Origin of the sequence: Lutibacter holmesii (assembly GCF_042679665.1) — a bacterium.
Classification (GTDB): Bacteria; Bacteroidota; Bacteroidia; order Flavobacteriales; family Flavobacteriaceae; genus Lutibacter; species Lutibacter holmesii.
In genome coordinates this window covers 1-18,162 of the sequence record NZ_JBHTMV010000009.1, presented here as the reverse complement: position 1 = coordinate 18,162, position 18,162 = coordinate 1, and the positions used below count along the sequence as shown (strand labels likewise).

The 18,162-nt window shown below is 30.5% G+C and carries 14 protein-coding genes and 1 pseudogene; 5 read left to right on the top strand and 10 right to left on the bottom strand.

What is annotated here, in order from left to right; genetic code table 11:
* Positions 1-313: 313 nt before the first annotated feature.
* On the bottom strand, positions 314-463 hold the full coding sequence (locus ACFQ5N_RS12585; protein WP_386809970.1) for a hypothetical protein: 150 nt from the start codon (positions 461-463) through the stop codon (positions 314-316).
* A 671-nt stretch (positions 464-1,134) separates the two neighbouring features.
* Here ACFQ5N_RS12585 and ACFQ5N_RS12580 point away from each other — a divergent pair.
* The gene (locus tag ACFQ5N_RS12580) at positions 1,135-1,860 is read left to right on the top strand and encodes an HNH endonuclease (RefSeq protein ID WP_386809968.1); all 726 of its coding nucleotides are present in this window, start codon (positions 1,135-1,137) and stop codon (positions 1,858-1,860) included.
* 201 nt (positions 1,861-2,061) lie between these two features.
* Complete coding sequence (locus ACFQ5N_RS12575) at positions 2,062-2,652, top strand: recombinase family protein (RefSeq protein WP_386809965.1); 591 nt, start codon at positions 2,062-2,064, stop codon at positions 2,650-2,652.
* Positions 2,653-2,721: 69 nt separating this feature from the next.
* Here the strand turns inward: ACFQ5N_RS12575 and ACFQ5N_RS12570 are convergent.
* The 3 genes and pseudogenes from ACFQ5N_RS12570 to ACFQ5N_RS12560 form a co-directional block, all read right to left on the bottom strand.
* Positions 2,722-3,162 (bottom strand): annotated as a pseudogene (locus ACFQ5N_RS12570) (magnesium chelatase domain-containing protein); the annotation flags it as partial.
* Positions 3,163-3,232: 70 nt separating this feature from the next.
* Positions 3,233-4,267, bottom strand: coding sequence for a LacI family DNA-binding transcriptional regulator (locus ACFQ5N_RS12565; RefSeq protein ID WP_386809963.1), 1,035 nt, complete (start codon positions 4,265-4,267; stop codon positions 3,233-3,235).
* Positions 4,260-6,650, bottom strand: a complete 2,391-nt coding sequence (locus tag ACFQ5N_RS12560; protein WP_386809961.1) for a penicillin acylase family protein — start codon at positions 6,648-6,650, stop codon at positions 4,260-4,262. Before ACFQ5N_RS12560 ends, ACFQ5N_RS12565 begins: the two co-directional genes overlap by 8 nt.
* A gap of 284 nt (positions 6,651-6,934) precedes the next feature.
* On the opposite strand from ACFQ5N_RS12560, the gene ACFQ5N_RS12555 reads away from it, so the two are divergent.
* Positions 6,935-7,135: a helix-turn-helix transcriptional regulator gene (locus ACFQ5N_RS12555; RefSeq protein ID WP_386809959.1), complete on the top strand. Its 201-nt coding sequence runs from the start codon at positions 6,935-6,937 to the stop codon at positions 7,133-7,135.
* On the opposite strand, the gene ACFQ5N_RS12550 is transcribed toward ACFQ5N_RS12555, so the two are convergent.
* The 6 genes from ACFQ5N_RS12550 to lpdA form a co-directional block, all read right to left on the bottom strand.
* A complete protein-coding gene (locus ACFQ5N_RS12550) occupies positions 7,132-7,647 on the bottom strand; it encodes a DinB family protein (protein WP_386809957.1) in 516 nt (171 codons plus the stop codon). The genes ACFQ5N_RS12555 and ACFQ5N_RS12550 overlap by 4 nt on opposite strands.
* 2 nt (positions 7,648-7,649) lie before the next feature.
* Positions 7,650-10,238: a phosphoenolpyruvate carboxylase gene (locus tag ACFQ5N_RS12545; protein ID WP_386809955.1), complete on the bottom strand. Its 2,589-nt coding sequence runs from the start codon at positions 10,236-10,238 to the stop codon at positions 7,650-7,652.
* 97 nt (positions 10,239-10,335) lie between these two features.
* The gene (locus tag ACFQ5N_RS12540; protein ID WP_386809953.1) at positions 10,336-10,707 is read right to left on the bottom strand and encodes a hypothetical protein; all 372 of its coding nucleotides are present in this window, start codon (positions 10,705-10,707) and stop codon (positions 10,336-10,338) included.
* A 33-nt stretch (positions 10,708-10,740) separates the two neighbouring features.
* On the bottom strand, positions 10,741-12,087 hold the full coding sequence (gene tilS / locus ACFQ5N_RS12535; protein ID WP_386809951.1) for a tRNA lysidine(34) synthetase TilS: 1,347 nt from the start codon (positions 12,085-12,087) through the stop codon (positions 10,741-10,743).
* A gap of 13 nt (positions 12,088-12,100) precedes the next feature.
* Complete coding sequence (locus ACFQ5N_RS12530; RefSeq protein ID WP_386809949.1) at positions 12,101-13,399, bottom strand: anthranilate synthase component I family protein; 1,299 nt, start codon at positions 13,397-13,399, stop codon at positions 12,101-12,103.
* 92 nt (positions 13,400-13,491) lie between these two features.
* Positions 13,492-14,892: a dihydrolipoyl dehydrogenase gene (gene lpdA, locus ACFQ5N_RS12525; protein ID WP_386809948.1), complete on the bottom strand. Its 1,401-nt coding sequence runs from the start codon at positions 14,890-14,892 to the stop codon at positions 13,492-13,494.
* A 460-nt stretch (positions 14,893-15,352) separates the two neighbouring features.
* Between lpdA and ACFQ5N_RS12520 the strand changes: the two genes are divergently transcribed.
* Both ACFQ5N_RS12520 and ACFQ5N_RS12515 read left to right on the top strand, forming a co-directional pair.
* Entirely contained in the window at positions 15,353-15,850 is a 498-nt protein-coding gene (locus ACFQ5N_RS12520; RefSeq protein WP_386809947.1) for a hypothetical protein, read from the top strand.
* Positions 15,851-15,901: 51 nt separating this feature from the next.
* A partial coding sequence (locus ACFQ5N_RS12515; protein ID WP_386809945.1) for a vWA domain-containing protein occupies positions 15,902-18,162 on the top strand: 2,261 nt, incomplete at its 3' end.

Here is an 18,162-nt window from a genome sequence, read left to right as displayed (position 1 = left end):
AATTAAAATTATTTCAATAATGCTAAACTAAATTTATAGTAATAGTTCAACTAAAAACAGTTGTTGTTGCGTAGCAATAACTTTTAGCTAAACCTCTTCAATCAAATAACAGTTACTATGGCGCAACTACCAACCTAATATTTATGATTAATAACTTGTTTTTCAATTCAACTTTAAAACAAGTGATGTAAGAGCCTTTCGGTTGAGGTAGTTATCTTGTGCTAATTTCAATTGAAAACAAGCTTAAATTACGCTTAAAACCTGTTAGATGTTACATAAAGTTGAGGTAGTGGTTATACATTTCAAAATTAGTTTATCTGGTTGCTACTTCAATCAAATAACGTATTTCAGATGATACAGTTCCACCATCCCTTATAGCTAATTTTTTTATTTTTTCTTTAAGTTCTTTACTTATTCTTACGTTTAGAATTTCGGTATTTTCGGTAAATTTTAATTTTTTCATGTTGTTTTCTTTTGTATATAAATATGTAAGCTTCAACCCAAAACACCACAAATTTTAATTTACATTGTTAACGGTACCTGAAAGTAAAACTACAGCCCCAGGAATAAAGTGTATACTTTGATTGAAGTGTCGTTTTTAAGCCTATTTAAACACTTGCAGAGGGACAGGTGTTCAACGTTGCGTAAGTTTATTGTAATTCTAAATTAGATACCCTACCGACTGTGACTCGCTTACAATAAGGTCAAATAAAATGGTGTCCACACAAAGCAGTCCGTATGGTAAAAATATTTTTCTAGAAATTTTCAGGTTATTTTTATAAGTAGAGTAATACAACTAAAATATATTATTATAAAACATGATCTTCCGTAGGAAGATTATGTTTTATAATTGAATAAGGTAATAAATAAGGGTATATTTGGATGTTGGTTATTTTTTCCTACATCTTTTGCATAGCAATTTACCACCTCCTATTAGGGTGTTTTTTTTAATAAAGATTACATAATAAATTATAAAAAGGTTCTCTTCTAGTTATAATTTCATTAAATTTATGCTTAAATTGAACTAATACAATCAACAAACATTCAACTAACGATTTGCTACCACCGAATAATCTCCGATTTTTCAGTCGCACAAATCTTATAAAAACCTATCACTTATCATTAGAATAAACTATGAGACCACCAAGATGGCACAGAGATGAAATAATACTTGCTTTGGATTTATATCGAACTATAGAACCAAAAGAAATGGATAATAAAAATCCTAAAGTGGTTGAATTATCTGAACTTTTGAATAGACTTCCAATCCATATAGAAAGGATGGAAAATCAGAAATTCAGAAACCCGAATGGTGTTGGTTTAAAACTTAGTAATTTTAAAGCAATCGACCCTGAATTTGAAGGGAAAGGAATGTCAAGTTATAGTAAAAGAGATAAAGAAGTATTCTTTGAGTTTCAAGGGAAAAATGAAGAACTTAAATCTATTGCAAACCAAATAAAAAAAACAATTTATAATCAAAAAGTTAATCAGAAATTATATCAAATTCCAGACGAAGAAGATGAAGAAACTCATTCTGTTAAAGAAGGAAAGGTAATTTATAAACTTCATAAACTTAGAGAGCGTGACAATAAAATCAATCAAAAAAAGAAAGACCTATATTTTGAACGAAATGGAAAACTTGATTGTGAAGTTTGCGGATTTGACTTTTATGAAACTTATGGAGATTTAGGGAAAGGATTTATTGAAGCTCATCATAGAGTTCCATTATCAGAAATAGAAGGAGAGACAACAACGAAATTAAAAGATTTAGCTCTTGTATGTCCGAATTGCCATAAAATGTTACATAAAGCAATTGACACATTGAGTGTTGCTGAATTAAAAAAGAAAATAAAACGGTAGGTAACACCATATATAATTTATTGCTAGTTCTCGCCTATTTACGAAAATCAACTAATATTTTTATCACGGTATTTTATTTTAATTAGAGTATGGTCTAATTGCATACACTAAATACAGCTAATATCCTGGTTTTCAGGTGTATTATTTTGCCACCCTAAATAAATACACTATATTTGTATCATAGCTACAAAATCAGTTATTATGACCAAAGTAAAATACATTAGAGTTTCAACAATTGAACAAAACACTTCCAGACAAGAAATTAATTCAAATGAATTTTCTAAGATATATATTGAAAAAGCTTCAGGTGCAATAAAGTTCGAGGAACGTGTTGAGGGTGCAAAACTTTTAAATGATATAGAGAAAGGTAATATAACTGAAATCCATATTGCAAGTCTTGACCGCTTGGGTCGTTCAATACTAAATTTATTAACTATGATTGAATATTTCAATTCTAAATCTATTAACCTATTCGTTGAAAATATTGGTATGTATTCCATGATTAATGGTAAACCAAACCCAACATTCAAGATGATAGCATCTGTGCTCGGTAACGTGGCTGAGATGGAACGTACAAATATGTTGGAACGTCAGAGAGCTGGAATTGAATTGGCGAAGTTACAAGGCAAGTATAAAGGTCGTTTATATGGTTCTAGAATGACCGATGAGGAATTCTTGAAGAAATATAAGAAGGTTGAGGTTGAATTGCGCAATGGCGAATCATTAAGAAGAGCTGCTAAATTGGGTGGTGTTTCATTGGGAGTTGCTCAAAGGGTGAAAAGATTGATGTAGGCAGATATTTGGAATATTTTATGGCAATTTAAGCACTTTATCTAACTAAATATTTACCCCTACATTACCCAATGCAAAATCTTTTGCATTTTGTTTTGGAAGAATAAAACCTTTAAATCCTTCTTCTCTTGCTTTTATAGCAATTGGTAATGCACCTTTAATTGGTTGTAAACTGCCGTCTAAAGACAATTCGCCCATGATTATAAAATCTCCTATTCTTTCAAATTTAATTTGGTTAGAAGCAGCTAAAATACCTATAGCTAAAGTAAGGTCGTAGGCTGAACCTTCTTTACGCATATCGGCAGGAGCCATATTTATGGTGATTTTTTTACCTGGAAGTTTGTAACTATTGTTGTTAAGTGCAGCAGAAATACGATAACTACTTTCTTTAATGGCATTGTCTGGTAAACCTACCAAATGATATCCAATTCCTTTATCTATATTTACTTCAACGGTAATAGTTGTGGCTTCAACACCAAAAACGGCGCTGCCATAAATTTTCACTAGCATATTTTTCTTTTTTTATAAAAATAAAAAAAATATCAAGTGTTATAAAGAAATTAACCGATTATTATTTTTGTTAAAATTTAATAAATAGTTTCTTAGTTGATTCTCTTTCAACCAATTCGGTTTTAATAATTTCAGTTTTAATGTCGTTAAACGGAATGTTTTCTTCAATTTTATTAATTAATCTTGTGGCTGCAACTTCACCTGTAGTATGTGCAAATCTATTAACGCTAGTTAATGGAGGTGTACTGTATCTTGATAAAATACCATTTGTAAATCCTATAATTGCAATGTCTTCAGGGATTTTAATATTTCGTTTATTTAAAACTTGTGTTGTAATTGCGGCAGAAACTTCGTCTATAGTAAAAATACCATCTACTTGGTTTTCATCTAACATTTTGTTGATACGTTCTTTAAGTTTTTTCTCACTTTTTAATTTTATAACAAGCTCTTCGTTAGGTGTGATTCCGTATTTTGTTAAGGCTTTTAAGTATCCTTTAATTCTAAATTTACTTATGTTTAATCCTTTTGTAGTTGAAATTAGTGCAATATTTTTACAATCTGATTTCATTAAAAAACGAGTTGCTTTATAAGCACTTTTAATATTATCAGTTACTACTTTGTCACAATTAATATCTTTATGAACTCTATCATATAAAACAATTGGAGTTCCTTCTTCTAAAATATCTTTGTAATGGTCAAATTTTTCAAGTTTTAACGTTTCTTCAGAAATACACGCTATAAAACCATCAATGGTTCCATTAGAGAGCATTTCCATAGTGTCAACTTCTTTTTTATATGATTCGTTTGTAATACAAGTAATAATATTGTATCCTTTTTCTGTAGCTACTTTTTCTATTCCACGCAGTACTCTGGCAAAGTAATAGGTTAAAATGTTTGGTAATAAAATACCAATAGTTTTAGTTTTTTTATTTTGTAAGCTTAGCGCTAAAGTGTTCGGTTTGTATTTATGTTCTTTAGCGTAGGCTTGAATTTTTTTCTTTGTTTCTTCACTAATTTCATAGCTGTCGTTTAATGCTTTTGAAACAGTTGAAATAGAAACGTGTAATGCTGCTGCAATCTGTTTTATGGTGATTCTTTTACTCATTTTTTTTCGCTATAGTTAGTTTTGTTGAACTCGAAATTATTTCGTTTTTATTTAGTTTCATTTTTCTGAATTCTCCTTTGTTGTACATTTCAGCTTGATCTTTATAATGTGAGCTGAACGGATTTCCAGATTGGCCTGTTGGCAATATACTCATACTATTTTCAATATCAGAAAAATCAACAATTCTTCTTGTTGAAGGCCCTGCAGTTACATTGTAAATTCCAGTAGTATTGTATACGTATCCTCTATTATTAATTACTTCTTTAGCTCCGTTGATAGAAAAAGGACCAACATTAAAATAGCTTTTTAAAGCGGCTACTGTTCCTAACGGATGTTTGTGTTCTAAAGTATGAACTTTTCCCCAATTCCAGGTTAAAATATCATTACCAAGTTGTGTTTCTAGTTTTGAAACGGTTTCAATAAAAGAATTGGTTAAAATAGTTTTTTTATCTTCAACTAAAGTTGGAGTTTGTACATTGTCCCACCAAATTGATGCGTTTTTTTGAAGTTGTTCAGCAATCATTCGTTTCATTAAATGTGTGTTTACAAATTGCGCGAACAATTTTTCACCCATTTCATCTTCAAAAGTGTTTTTTAAATACGTAAAAATCCATTTATTATAAATGGTAGGAGCAATGGCTTCTATTTGATTTGCACCGTCCCAATTTTTAAGTATGTTTAATGCTTTTAACTCTTGACTTGATAAGTTACCTGTATTAATAACTGCTATTAATTGTTGAATGTTTTGCGGTGCAACTGCTGAAGTTACATCATTAATCATTTCCCCAAAGGTTTCTTTATTCCAGTTGTTTTTAGGTTCAATTAAATTTACAATTCTTTTGGCTCTGTCTTCAGATAAATAATAGCCAGGGTATAAGGTGTTGGCAATGGAGTCGGGCTGATTATTGGCAGAATATACATATTCCCAAGAAGGGTTTTCAGCCATTGGGTTTTCACTAAAATCTAGGTAATTTACAATATCATCTTCTCCTGAAGCGCCTTCTAAAATAAATTTAGAATTGACATGAGGTTTGTGTTTGTATAATTGTCCGGCTGCCCACCAAGCAATATTTCCTTTGGCATCACCGTACATAATATTTAAACCTGGCGCATGAATCATAGCAGCACCTTGTTTAACATCATTCATTTTTGAAGCGTTTGAAATGGTGTATAGCGCACTTAAAACATCTCCTTCAAATTGGGTGAAAATCCAAGACATTGCAATGGGTGAAGTTTGTGAAATTTCATCAATTACGTCATTCATTATTGGACCATGCCTAGAGTTTCTAACTTCAATTATTACATCTTCAGCATCTTTTACTTTAATAGTTTTTGATGTGATTTTATATGCTGAATAGCCTGTTGGTGTTTTATAGCTGTTTGCTTTTGTAGGATGGTTTTCTTCTTTGTAAAAATCTATATCATCATTTTCAAACATGGTTAAACCGTAGGCGTAATTTCGGTTGTGGCCTAAAAGTGGAAAGGGTACGCCTGCAATATGATAACCGTACATTTCGTAATTTGGTGTAATAATATGAGCTTCAAACCAAGTAGCTGGTTGTGAAAATCCTATATGAGGATCATTAGCAAATAAAACTTTACCCGTTGATGATTTTTTTGGAGAAACTACCCAACTATTACTGCCTATAAATGGTGGAATTGGTAAAGCATTCATAATACAATGAACACTTGATACCATATTTTCGTAGGTGTCAATATCTTGATTAGTTGTTTTTATGAGAGTGGTATTCGGGCGAACGTCTATAGCTAATTCCTTTAAATATGAATCGCCTAATTTTGCTTTTAATACACTTAAAAGAGGATCAGTTTTATGTGCCATGGCAAAACTAAAAGACATATAGCCTAAAATATTGTAAATGTCATTTAGTTGGTATTTTTCTTTTTCAATACCAATTAAGGTAAATTCAATTGGTGTAGGACCATTTTCAATAAATTGATTGACACCATTTAAATAAGCTTGTGCTAATTTATATGTTTTCGAATTTGTGTTTAAATTTTTAACTGATGTGGAGGTTGCTTCTTCAATACCTAAGTTTTTAAAAAACGTATCGGTTTTTAGCATATCTATTCCAAAAATTTCAGACAATCTTCCAGGCGCAATTCTTCGCATTAATTCCATTTGCCACAATCTATCCTGTGCATGAACATAGCCTAAGGCAATCATAGCATCTTGTTGATTTTCGGCATAAATATGTGGAATACCAAAATCATCAAAAAATACTTCTGCATTTTCTTCAATAGCTAAAAGCTCAACTTCTCCGGCATAACTTGGTTTTAAGCTATTTAAATACACCCATCCACCAAGAACTGCAACAGTAAGTAGTATGACAATTATGAGTAGTATTTTTTTGAAAAATCGCATTTATTAAAGAATAAATCATTTGATTTTTCAAATGTACGCATTTTTACGAAACGGGTATAGTAAAAATTACTTGTCTAAATGTAAAAAATATTTTACTTTTGAAGTTGTTGTTTTGATCTAGTTTATTGATTTTAAACATTTTAACTATTGATTTAAGAATTATGAAGTTCTTATTTTTTTTGTTAAAGTTTTATGAAATCAATTTTTTTAAATGTTGTTGAGGTTTTAAAAACTTTTATTGAAGCAAATGATAGCAACAAATTATATTAAAAAAGAAATGTAAAATGAAAAATACTATAAAGGTAGAACGGGCAATTTATAATTTAACGCAGGCTAAATTGGCCGAAATAATTGGTGTTAGTAGGCAAACAATAAATGCTATGGAATTGAATAAGTATGTCCCATCAACAGTACTGGCTTTAAAAATATCAAAGATATTTAAAAAGCCAGTGAATGAAATTTTCTATTTAGAAGCTAAAGATTAAAGATATTTTTCTTTAATCACTTTTAAATGATGTGTTTGATGTCCTGCAATTATAAAGCCTAAGGCTCTAACGGTCATATCACTTTCGTTTGATGAGCCTGTATAGGCTAACATTTCAGAAGTGAAACTTTGAAATAATGAAATGCTTGCCTTTCGTACAAGTGAAAATTCATTTAATATGTCTTTAAAATCTCTTTCGTTTCCGTTAGAGTTGTCTACATACCAATCTTCATTAAAACCGGGTAAATCGGTCGCGTCATTTCTTGAAAAACGTAAAGCTCTGTAGCTTAAAATTCTCTCAGCATCAATAATATGCTGTACTAATTCTTTTATGGTCCATTTTCCTTCTTCGTAGCGATATGTTAATTTTTCTTCAGGTAGTTTTTGAAGAGTTTCTATTAAATCGTTAAAAGAATCATTTAAAACTTCATATAAATTTACATCGCCTAAAACGTTAATATATCCTTTGTAAAAAGGAGCATATTCATTTTCATTTAATTGCAAAGTTGTCATGATTAAGCAGAGTTTCTACTTGCATTTATATTTCCAAATAAAGAGCGAGTTACCATTTTTTCGTAAATTTTAAGCTCTTCTTCATTTATTGGATCTTCTTTTTGTAATTCTTGAATTTTACGTAAAGCAAATTGTTGAATAGTTAACAAAGGCAATACTATATTCTCGCGAATATCAATAGAAGCTTTTCCTACCGGATTGCTCTGCATTAAAATATCATAATCACAAAGTTTTAATAATAAACGTTTTGATGTTAAATATTCTTCATGAATAATATTCCAAAATTCACCAAATTCTTCGTCTTCAGCCATATATTCTGTCAATTCAAAGAAAGATTTTGATAAAGCCATCATGCTATTTCCAATTAAAGCTTTAAAGAAATCTGAATTTTGGTAAAAAGATTTTACTTTGTCAAACTCACCGTTGTCTTCATATTTTTTTAGTGCAGTTCCTACACCATAAAAACCTGGTACATTTTGTTTTAATTGACTCCAAGATCCTACAAAAGGAATGGCACGTAAATCTGAAAAGTCTAATTTAGAAGAACTTGATCTTTTTGATGGTCTACTTCCAATATTTGTTTTTCCGTAATATTTTAATGTACTCATACGCTCTAAGTAAGGCATGAATTTTGGATGACTTTTAAATTCAGAATATGCTTTGTAGCTAGTTTCTGCTAAATCATTCATTACTTGAATTTCACTTTCTGAAATTATATCATTTGAATTATTGAATAATTCATTTGAAATTCCGGCACTTAGCAATTGTTCAATATTGTATTGAGAAGAGTCTAAAGTTCCAAAATTAGAGCTAATTGTTTGCCCTTGAATTGTTAATTGAATTTCTTCATCTTCAATTTTTGGTCCTAATGATGCGTAAAACTGATGTGTTTTTCCACCACCACGCGCTGGAGGTCCTCCACGACCATCAAAGAATATAACTTTAATTCCAAACTCTCTTGAGATTCTAGTTAGGTTTTCTTTTGCTTTGTAAATAGACCAGTTAGCCATTAAATAACCACCATCTTTTGTTCCGTCAGAAAAACCTAGCATAATTGTTTGCTTGTTTTTTCTGTTCTCTAAATGTTTTTTATAAGCCTCATTTGAATATAAAATTCGCATAACACCTTCGGCATTCATTAAATCATCTACTGTTTCAAACAATGGAATAATATCTGTAGTTATGTTGTGTGCAAATCCACATAAATTAAACATTGCAAATGTTTCCATTACATTTACAGCTGTTTGGTTGTTACTAATTATATATCTGTTTGATCCTTTTTCACCGTTTTGTTCTTGAATAGTTTTAACAGCTTTTACAGAACCTAAAGTTTTGTTAACCATTTCATCTTTAAAAATTGAAATGTCAACATTGTCTTCAACTTTTGAAAGTATTTCTATTTGTTCAGCTTCAGGTAATGATAAATAGTTGTTAGGGAATAAAGTACTACCATTTTCTTGTAGTGTTTGTACAATTTGTGAGAATACATTGTGGTGAACTCTACTGTCTTGTCTAATATCTAAAGTTGCAAAATGGTATCCGAAAATATGAACCTTATTAATAAAATCATTTATTTCTTCTAAATAAATAGACTGGTGTTCAGTAATTAATAAATTTCTAATTTCGTAAAGTTTTCCTTTAAATTCTTCTAAAGGAATCATTGTATTTAAATCTGGGTTTACACTATTATCAAATAGGATCACCTCTAATTCAGAAATTACGTGCTCAATACCAGCAAAAGTAAGTCTCTTTTTTAAAGTTCTTATATCTTGGTAGTAATTTTTCAAGATCATTTTCTTTAAACGTTTTGCAACATTTAAAGTAATTTCAGTAGTTACAAATGGATTTCCATCTCGGTCCCCACCTGGCCAAAATCCAAGATTTATAATTTCGTTAGGGATTTCTTTTCCGTCAAAAATATTATTTTGAATGTAGTTGTAGGTGTCCGAAACAGAGTGGTAAAATACGTTTTCTAAATACCAAATTAAACTTACAGCCTCATCATAAGGTGTTGGTTTTTCTTGTTTGTAAAAAGGAGTTTTACCTAGTTGAGCTAATAATTTATTTATAAGTAACAGGTCGTCCTTTTCAATGGCTTCAGCCAAATCTGTTATAATTCCTAAAACAGTTCCTGGGTAAAATTGAGTTGGGTGTGCTGTTAAAACAATTCGTACTTTAAAATCTTCAAGATGCTTTTTTAAAGCTTCTTTTTTATTTTCTTTAACGGCTGTTTCTTTGGTACTTCTCATAGTACCAACACCATCCATATTATTTACATTTGAAAATGAAGCATCTTCAATAGCATCAAATAAAACTACTTGGCGCTCAATATATTGAATGAAGTGAAATAATAATTCTAGTTTGTCTTCTTCCGTTGCATTTACTTGGTAATTTTCAAAAAAGGTTTCAACTATTTCTGTAGGGTTTTGTTTTAATGAAAAACCTTCTTTACATACTTCGTGAAATAAAGGAAGTAAAACACCTGTTTTAGATATAGAATCAAACGGAAGCGTCATGAAAATACTGTTGTAAATTTGATATTTTGACAGTACATTTTCACTGAATCGGGTAAGTTTTGGTTGTTTATGCATATTTTTTTAGTTATAAAGTGGAAAATTACAAAAGCATCTTTTAAAATCCGACTTTTGCAAAATATTTTAACGAAATCGATTTTTTATTTTGAAGGTTTTAAAGCGGGTTTTTTGCTCTAGGTTTGTACAAATCAGAGACTTTAAAAAATGCACTTTCTAAAACTAATTTTTGATTAATTTTATTATAAGAATCGTAAATATAAGTACTTGGACTATTAGAAATTTTGTAGAACGGAATAGTGAAATCTCCTGCTTCAATACTTCTTTCATTTAAATATAAAAACTGGTACGATTTTAAACATAGTCGCTCATTTACATTTAACATGCTATTTAAATCATTTGAAATTTGCACAGATGTATAAATGCTTACCGGAATTTTGTGGATACTATCAGTTTTATGCTCTTGTGAAAACCCCGCACTAATTACTAGTAAGAAAATGAAAGTAAAATATTTTTGAAATGAATTCATAAATTACTAATATTTAAATGTTAAGCTATAAAATTACAATTTTATTTTTAATATGGTTGAAGTTGTTTTTGACACCTTAAATCTATTGTCTAATCGTTTGCCAATTACCCAAACTATATCGCCGTTTGAGCATAAAAGCCAACTGTTTTCTTTTTCAATAAGCGATAGTTTTTCATCTTTAAAAAATTTGCTTATTTTCTTTTTACCATTTAATCCAATAGGGTAAAAGTAATCTCCTTTTTGCCATTTTCTAATGGTTAATGGAAATTGAAGCTTATCATAATCTATTGAGATAGTATTTGGTTTATCTGAAATTAATTCACTAAAAACTTTATTAGGGTGGTTTTTGGTGTCAAAAGGAATGTCTACTTTTTTAAATTTAATTTTAAAAGGTTCTTTAATTTTAGAGGTGTTCTCTAAAACTTCAAAACTTCTAACTTCTTCAATAGTATTTTTTTCTGATAAAATTAATACTTCCCGGTTTTTTAACAAGCAATGTGTTTTGCTAAAAACTTGCTTTCCGCTTTGGGCATCTAATAAATTGGTAACATCATCCCACTCTGTAAATCCATACTCTTTTAAAATTTCGTAAAAGTAAATTTTTGGATTGCTTAATTTTTTTAATTCAGCAACAGAAAAGTGCAAATCATTTCCTGAAGATGTAATTACTTTTTCTTTTACTTCTGAAATACGATCATTAACAATTTGTTGGCTTCCTTTTAAATTTTGTAACGTATTGCTAAAGGTTTCTAATAAACTTGGATTTAATTCTTTTAAAAAAGGAACTACTTTATGTCTAATTTTATTACGAACATATTTTATTGAAGAATTAGTACTGTCTTCTCGCCATTGTAATTTATTACGTGTTGCATGAACTAAAATTTCATTTCTTATAAATGGTAAAAGCGGACGCACTACATTTTTATTAACTTCAGGAATTCCTGTTAAGCCATCTAAACCGGTTCCTCTAGTTAAATTTATTAGAAACGTTTCAATAACATCATCCTTTTGGTGAGCCGTTATTAAATAGTCAAGGCTATGTTCTTTAATTAACTCTTGAAACCAATTGTAGCGCAAGCTTCTTGCTGCCATTTGAGTAGAAAGATTATTTTCTGTAGCGTATCCTTTGGTGTTAAATTGAATAGTGTACGTTGGTAGGTTTAATTGTTCACCTAAATCTTTTACAAATATTTCATCTTTATTACTTTCTTTTCCTCGAAGCATAAAATTGCAATGTGCTAAAGAAATATCAAATTTTAATTGATGAAGTATGTGAGTTAATACAATACTGTCAATTCCTCCAGAAATGGCAACTAACAGTTTTTTACCTTTTAAAAAAGGTAAATTTTGGTTGATGTGTTGTTTTACGGCAAATAGCATAAGGTAAATATACTTATTTAGTGTTTAATAAAACGTGTTTCATTGCTTTTGCTTTTAACAAGCATTCTTCGTACTCTTTTTCAGGACTAGATTGTGCAGTAATTGCACCTCCAACAGAATAGGAAACATATTTTTTTGTTGCGTTGTACAAAATACTTCTAATAATTACATTAAAATCAAAATCTCCATTTGGCGAAAAATAACCAACTGCACCAGAGTATAAGCCGCGTTTGGTTTCTTCTAATTCTTCCATAATTTTTAATGCTGAAATTTTTGGTGCTCCTGTCATACTTCCCATTGGAAATGTATTTTTAATTATATCAATTGGATGTGTATTTGTAGAAACTTCACAAGAAACGGTAGAAATAAGTTGGTGTACTTGTTCAAAAGTGTACACTTTACACAATTCATCAACTTTTACGGTGCCTTTAATGGCGCATTTAGATAAGTCGTTGCGTACTAAATCTACAATCATAATATTTTCAGCACGTTCTTTTGGGTTTTTCTCTAATGCAGCTATTAATTCTAAATCTTCTTGTGGTGTAGATGCTCTTTTTTCAGTTCCTTTAATTGGTTGTGAAATAACAGTTGTACCTTCTTTTTTTAAATAACGCTCTGGCGAAGCAGATAATAAATAGTTGTTATTTAACTTAAAAAAAGTGGCAAAAGGAGGTTTTGAAATTTCATTCAAATGTTCATACACTTCAACGGGATTTATAGTTGAATTTTCGCTATAAAATTCTTGACAAAAATTAGCTTCGTAAATGTCACCACGGTGAATGTGATTTAATACTGAATTTATTTTTTCAAAATACTCATCTTTATGAATGCGCAGTTTTATTTTAATATTACTTTCGCTTGTTGACGGTTTGTTTTTAGAAGAACTTATATTTTTTAAGTCTAGCTCAATTTCATTTTTACAGGTTGAAATATACTGTACTTCAACAGTATTTTTTTTAATTAAAAATAACTTTTTAGGTTGAAAAAAATACAAATCAGGAAAGTGTAAACCATCAAAGTTAGTTGATGTTAAATCTTCAATCGCATTTTTTAAATCATAGCTTAAATAACCAAAAATATAATCGTTAGTATTGGTTTGAAATGTTTTTAATTGTTGAAATGCATTGGTGTAGTTACATTTAATTTCAGAAGCGGCATCAACTGCTAAAACAGCTTCAAAACTTGAATGTTTTTGTTGATAGTTGTTGCTGTCAAGCCAAACAGCAGTTTTAAATTGCTGTGCCCAAACTAATAATTTCGATTTAAATTCAGAAATATTTTCAGGTTGAAATTGATGACTTGTTCTGTTCATTTCAGCAAAAATAAAAAAGTCCTTTCAATATGAAAGGACTTTTGTTGAATATGTTATTCCTACAAGTCTAGGAATCTGTTTGGTATACTTTATTAACTATGAATTGCTCTATCGTTTACTGCTAAACAAGCTTCTTTAAAAGCTTCAGTATATGTTGGGTGTGCGTGTGATGAACGTGCAATATCTTCAGAAGAAGCTCTAAATTCCATTGCTATTACAGCCTCAGCAATCATATCTGCTGCTCTAGCTCCAATCATATGAACACCTAAAATTTCATCTGTCTTAGCATCAGCTAATACTTTTATTTGTCCGTCAATATCCATACTAGCTCTAGCTCTTCCTAAAGCACGCATTGCAAATGATCCTGCTTTGTAGTTTATGCCAGCTTCTTTTAATTGTTCTTCAGTTTTACCAACGCAAGCAACTTCAGGCCAGGTATAAACAACTCCTGGAATTAAATTGTAATCAATATGTGGTTTTTGACCTGCAATTAATTCGGCTACCATTGTTCCTTCTTCTTCAGCTTTGTGAGCTAACATAGCGCCTTTAACAACATCACCAATAGCATAAATGTTTGAAACATTAGTTTGTAAGTGTTCGTTGGTTTCAATTTGACCACGGTCTGTAACTTTAATACCTACGTTTTCTAAACCTAATCCTTTTGTATAAGGTGATCTTCCTACAGAAATTAAAGTGTAATCTCCTTTAAACTCTGTTGCTACACCTTTTTTATTGTCTGCAGTAACCACAACTTCTTCTCCGTTGTTAACCACAGAAGTAACTTTGTGACTAGTATAGAATTTAATACCTTGTTTTTTTAAAGATTTTTGTAATTCTTTTGAAAGCATTGCATCCATACCTGGTGTAATTGTTGGCATATATTCAATTACAGATACTTGAGCTCCCAATCGGCTGTAAACCGAACCTAATTCTAAACCAATAACTCCACCTCCAATTACAATTAGATGTTTAGGTATTTCTTTTAAACTTAATGCTTCTGTTGAAGTAATAACTCTTTTTTTATCTAATTCAATAAATGGTAAAGTAGAAGGTTTTGAGCCTGTTGCAATAATAGTTTTTGCAGCTTCAATTTCTTCAGAAGTACCATCTTCTTTTGTTATAGTAATATGTGTAGCGTCTTTAAAACTTCCTACACCTTGAATTAAGGTGATATTATTTTTATCCATTAAATAGTTAATTCCTCCAGATGTTTGGGCAACTACTTCATTTTTTCGAGCAATCATTTGCTCAAAATTAATAGCTAAACCTTTTACATCAATACCGTGTGTTGCAAAATGTTTAGTGGCATCATAATAATGGTGAGACGAATCTAATAATGCTTTAGACGGAATACATCCAACGTTTAAACAAGTACCACCTAAGGTATTGTATTTTTCAATAATAGCGGTTTTTAATCCCAATTGTGCACAGCGTATTGCTGCTACATATCCTCCAGGTCCTGAGCCAATAACGGCTATGTCGTATGTATTCATTTTTTTAGTTTTAGCGAATGTTTATTGCAAAAATAGAATTTTTTATGAATTGAAATAATTTTAATCAATTTACTTTGTTCTTTTCTCTTTAGTTTAAGTTGCTTGTAGTTAGTGTTTTAGGTTTGTTACTGATGTTTGTTGATGAAATAAATTCTTAAAATCGTAAAAATAATACCATTTATCATAAAAATTTTGCCATTTGTTAAAAAAGGTTAAAATAATGAATAACAGAAGGTTATTTATTTAGTTGACTGTAGTATATTTGATATAGAAATTGATAAAGGATCCCCACAGATTCCATTCATATTACAAAATAATCCCAAAAAAAAGTAGTAATACACTAAAGCTGTATTGCTGTATTATTGACCTTAAATTTTAAGGTTTAAAACTTGTACTTATAGAATTCACTTTAACGTTTTAGTTTAGGTTGGATGCTGTAGTCGTATAATATATTTTAATTATGAGGATAAAAATTATTTCAGCTAGTTTTCGTACAAACGTTATGTTTTTAATGTTTTTTGTATTTGGGTCAGTAACTGTTTTTGGGCAATCTAATAATTGTAATGCAGAAATTAGTGCTATAAAAAATAGAGATAATAAAAAGGTAGTAACTACGGTACATTATAAAATGGTTATTACAAATAAAGGTAATCTAGCAGATGTTTTTACTCTGAGTTCAGAAAATATTAATAGTACTTGTGCTAATATTGATGGTAGTTCAACTATAAATAATGTGATATTGAATTATAGTTTTTTAGATGTTGATAAAAACCCAATTACAAAAGTTGAACTTAAATCAGGTGAATCTTATAATTTTTTGGTATTAGCTGAAGTACCTGTAGGCACCCCACTTGAAAAGTGGTCTTGTATTGAAGTAAGTGCAAGTTCTAAATTATGCGCAGATTTTAAAGTGAGCACTGTATTACAGACCTATGTTTTTAAACCTAGTGAAGAGTAATTTCAAATAATTAATTGAATTTCATATATCTAACTTATAAAATTATTAGTTATGGAAAAAACATTACAATTTAAAATGAAGGATAACGTAAAGAAGAAATCAGTAAGCTTACTGTTGTTATTTCTTTTAGTGGCATCCTTTTCATTTGCTCAAAATATAGTTACTTCAAGATCTATTACAGTGGGTGAGAATTTAGGTTGTGGAAAGCTAATTGACGTTGAATTAGATATTGCAGGTTCAGGAGATGTTAGTACGCCTTTAGAAGTTGTCTTAGTAATTGATGTTTCTGGAAGTATGAGTGGTGATAAGATTGATGATGCCGTAACAGCTGCAGAAGCATTTGTAGATAAGTTTTTTGATGCTACTGATCACACCGTACATCCACAAAGTAAAATAGGTATTGTTAAATTCGAAAGTTCAGCAAGTGTTGTTCAATCATTAACGAATAATAAAAATGCTTTTTCTGCGAATGATTTTTGGAATTATGGTAATAACGATAATTTTGATACTGGCGGGGGAACAAATATGGAAGATGGAATAGAAGAGGCTTATGGTCTTTTAAATGGAGGTTCAAGTGCGTGTAATGTAACAAAAACAATCATTTTTTTATCAGATGGAGCAGCAACAAGAAGTAATGCTTCAGGGACTTGTAGTAGTAGTTGTGAGGCCGAGAGAGCTATAAACGAAGCTCTAAATGCTCAGTCTATTGCACAAATTTATACTATTGGATTTGATTTAAATGTCAATGATGATGCTACAGCAATAAATACCTTAACCGAAATGCAAAATGCAGGTTTTTTTATTGGAGCTGATGGTGATGATTTAGATGATATTTATACAAATATTTTTAATGAGCTAATATGGGTAGCAAAAGCGCCATTAGTTGGTGCTTTTGATGTTGAAACTATTGAAGATGAATTTGAAATATTAACTTCTTCAGTGTCCGTAACAAAAGGTTCTTTTTTAATTGATACAAATGCAAATACAATAGATTGGGATATTGATTTTTTAAAATCGGGGGAAACAGTTACACTTTCGTATCAATTGATTTCAAATGGCGCATGCGGAGATATTGTTAATGTTAGTACTTCTTCAATGTCATTTTTAGATTCTTCATGTTCTAGTGTTTCTCAAAATCCAAATCCAGTTTCAGTAAATATTGTTTGTGATGAGGAGCAAATAGTGTCTATTTGTCCAGGAGGATCTGGTGAATTTACATCAACAATAGATTGTCCTGATGCAGGTGACACTTCTAGTTATAAGTTAGAGAAATATGCAGGGACAGGTGTTACAAGTGGAGATGGTGATGCTTGGGATACACCTGGAAATATTACTGCTGATGATGGTGTTTCTGCAGTGTTGAGTTATGAATCAGGTGATTCAGAATATTTAACAGCTTCAAATTTTAATTTTTCATCAATACCTACTGATGCTACAATTACAGGGATTTCTGTAGTTGTTAATAAATGGGCATCTTCTTCTGATGGAACTAATGGTGTGAAGGATACCGAAGTACATTTATTAAAATCAGGTAGCGCTAGTGGAATTACAAATAAAGCAAATACTGCTGATGTTTGGTCAACAAGTTCTGGAACTATTGTAACTTATGGAGGAGAAACTGATCTTTGGGGAACATCTTGGAGTCCATCTGATATAAATAATAGCTCTAATTTTGGAGTAAGATTAGAAGCTAATATCAATGGTTCTAGAAGTGCTTTTGTAGATTATATACAAATTAAGGTTCATTATTATACAGTTGTTAGCGGAGCAGGAGATTTAGAGTGGTACACGGTTTCTTCTGGTGGAACTAGTGTGGCAACAGGAGCTACGTTCGACCCTATAGGAGATGCAGATGTTATTGCTCAAGGAGGTGATTATGCTAATTTAGCAAATACGAACACCCCAGGAACTTACAATTTTTATGCCGGATGTAGCAATTTAATAGGTTGTAGAAAGTTATATCAATTTGTGATAAAAGATGATGAATCACCTGTGATAATTTGTCCAACAGTATTAAGTTCTTATAGTGCTGACGAAAATGATTGTACTTATACAGCTGTTGGAACTGAGTTTGATGCTACAGCGACAGATAATTGTACATTGAAATCATTAACATATGTTTTAACAGGTGCAACAACAGGAACTGGTGAAAGCCTTGCTGGAGTTGTTTTTAATAAAGGTATAACTACGGTAACTTGGAAAGCGAGTGATGCGATTGCTGCAAATGATGTTAATTGTAGTTTTGATATCACTGTTACAGATACGACAGCACCTGTGATTACTTTAACCGGAGCTGCAACAATGACCTTAGA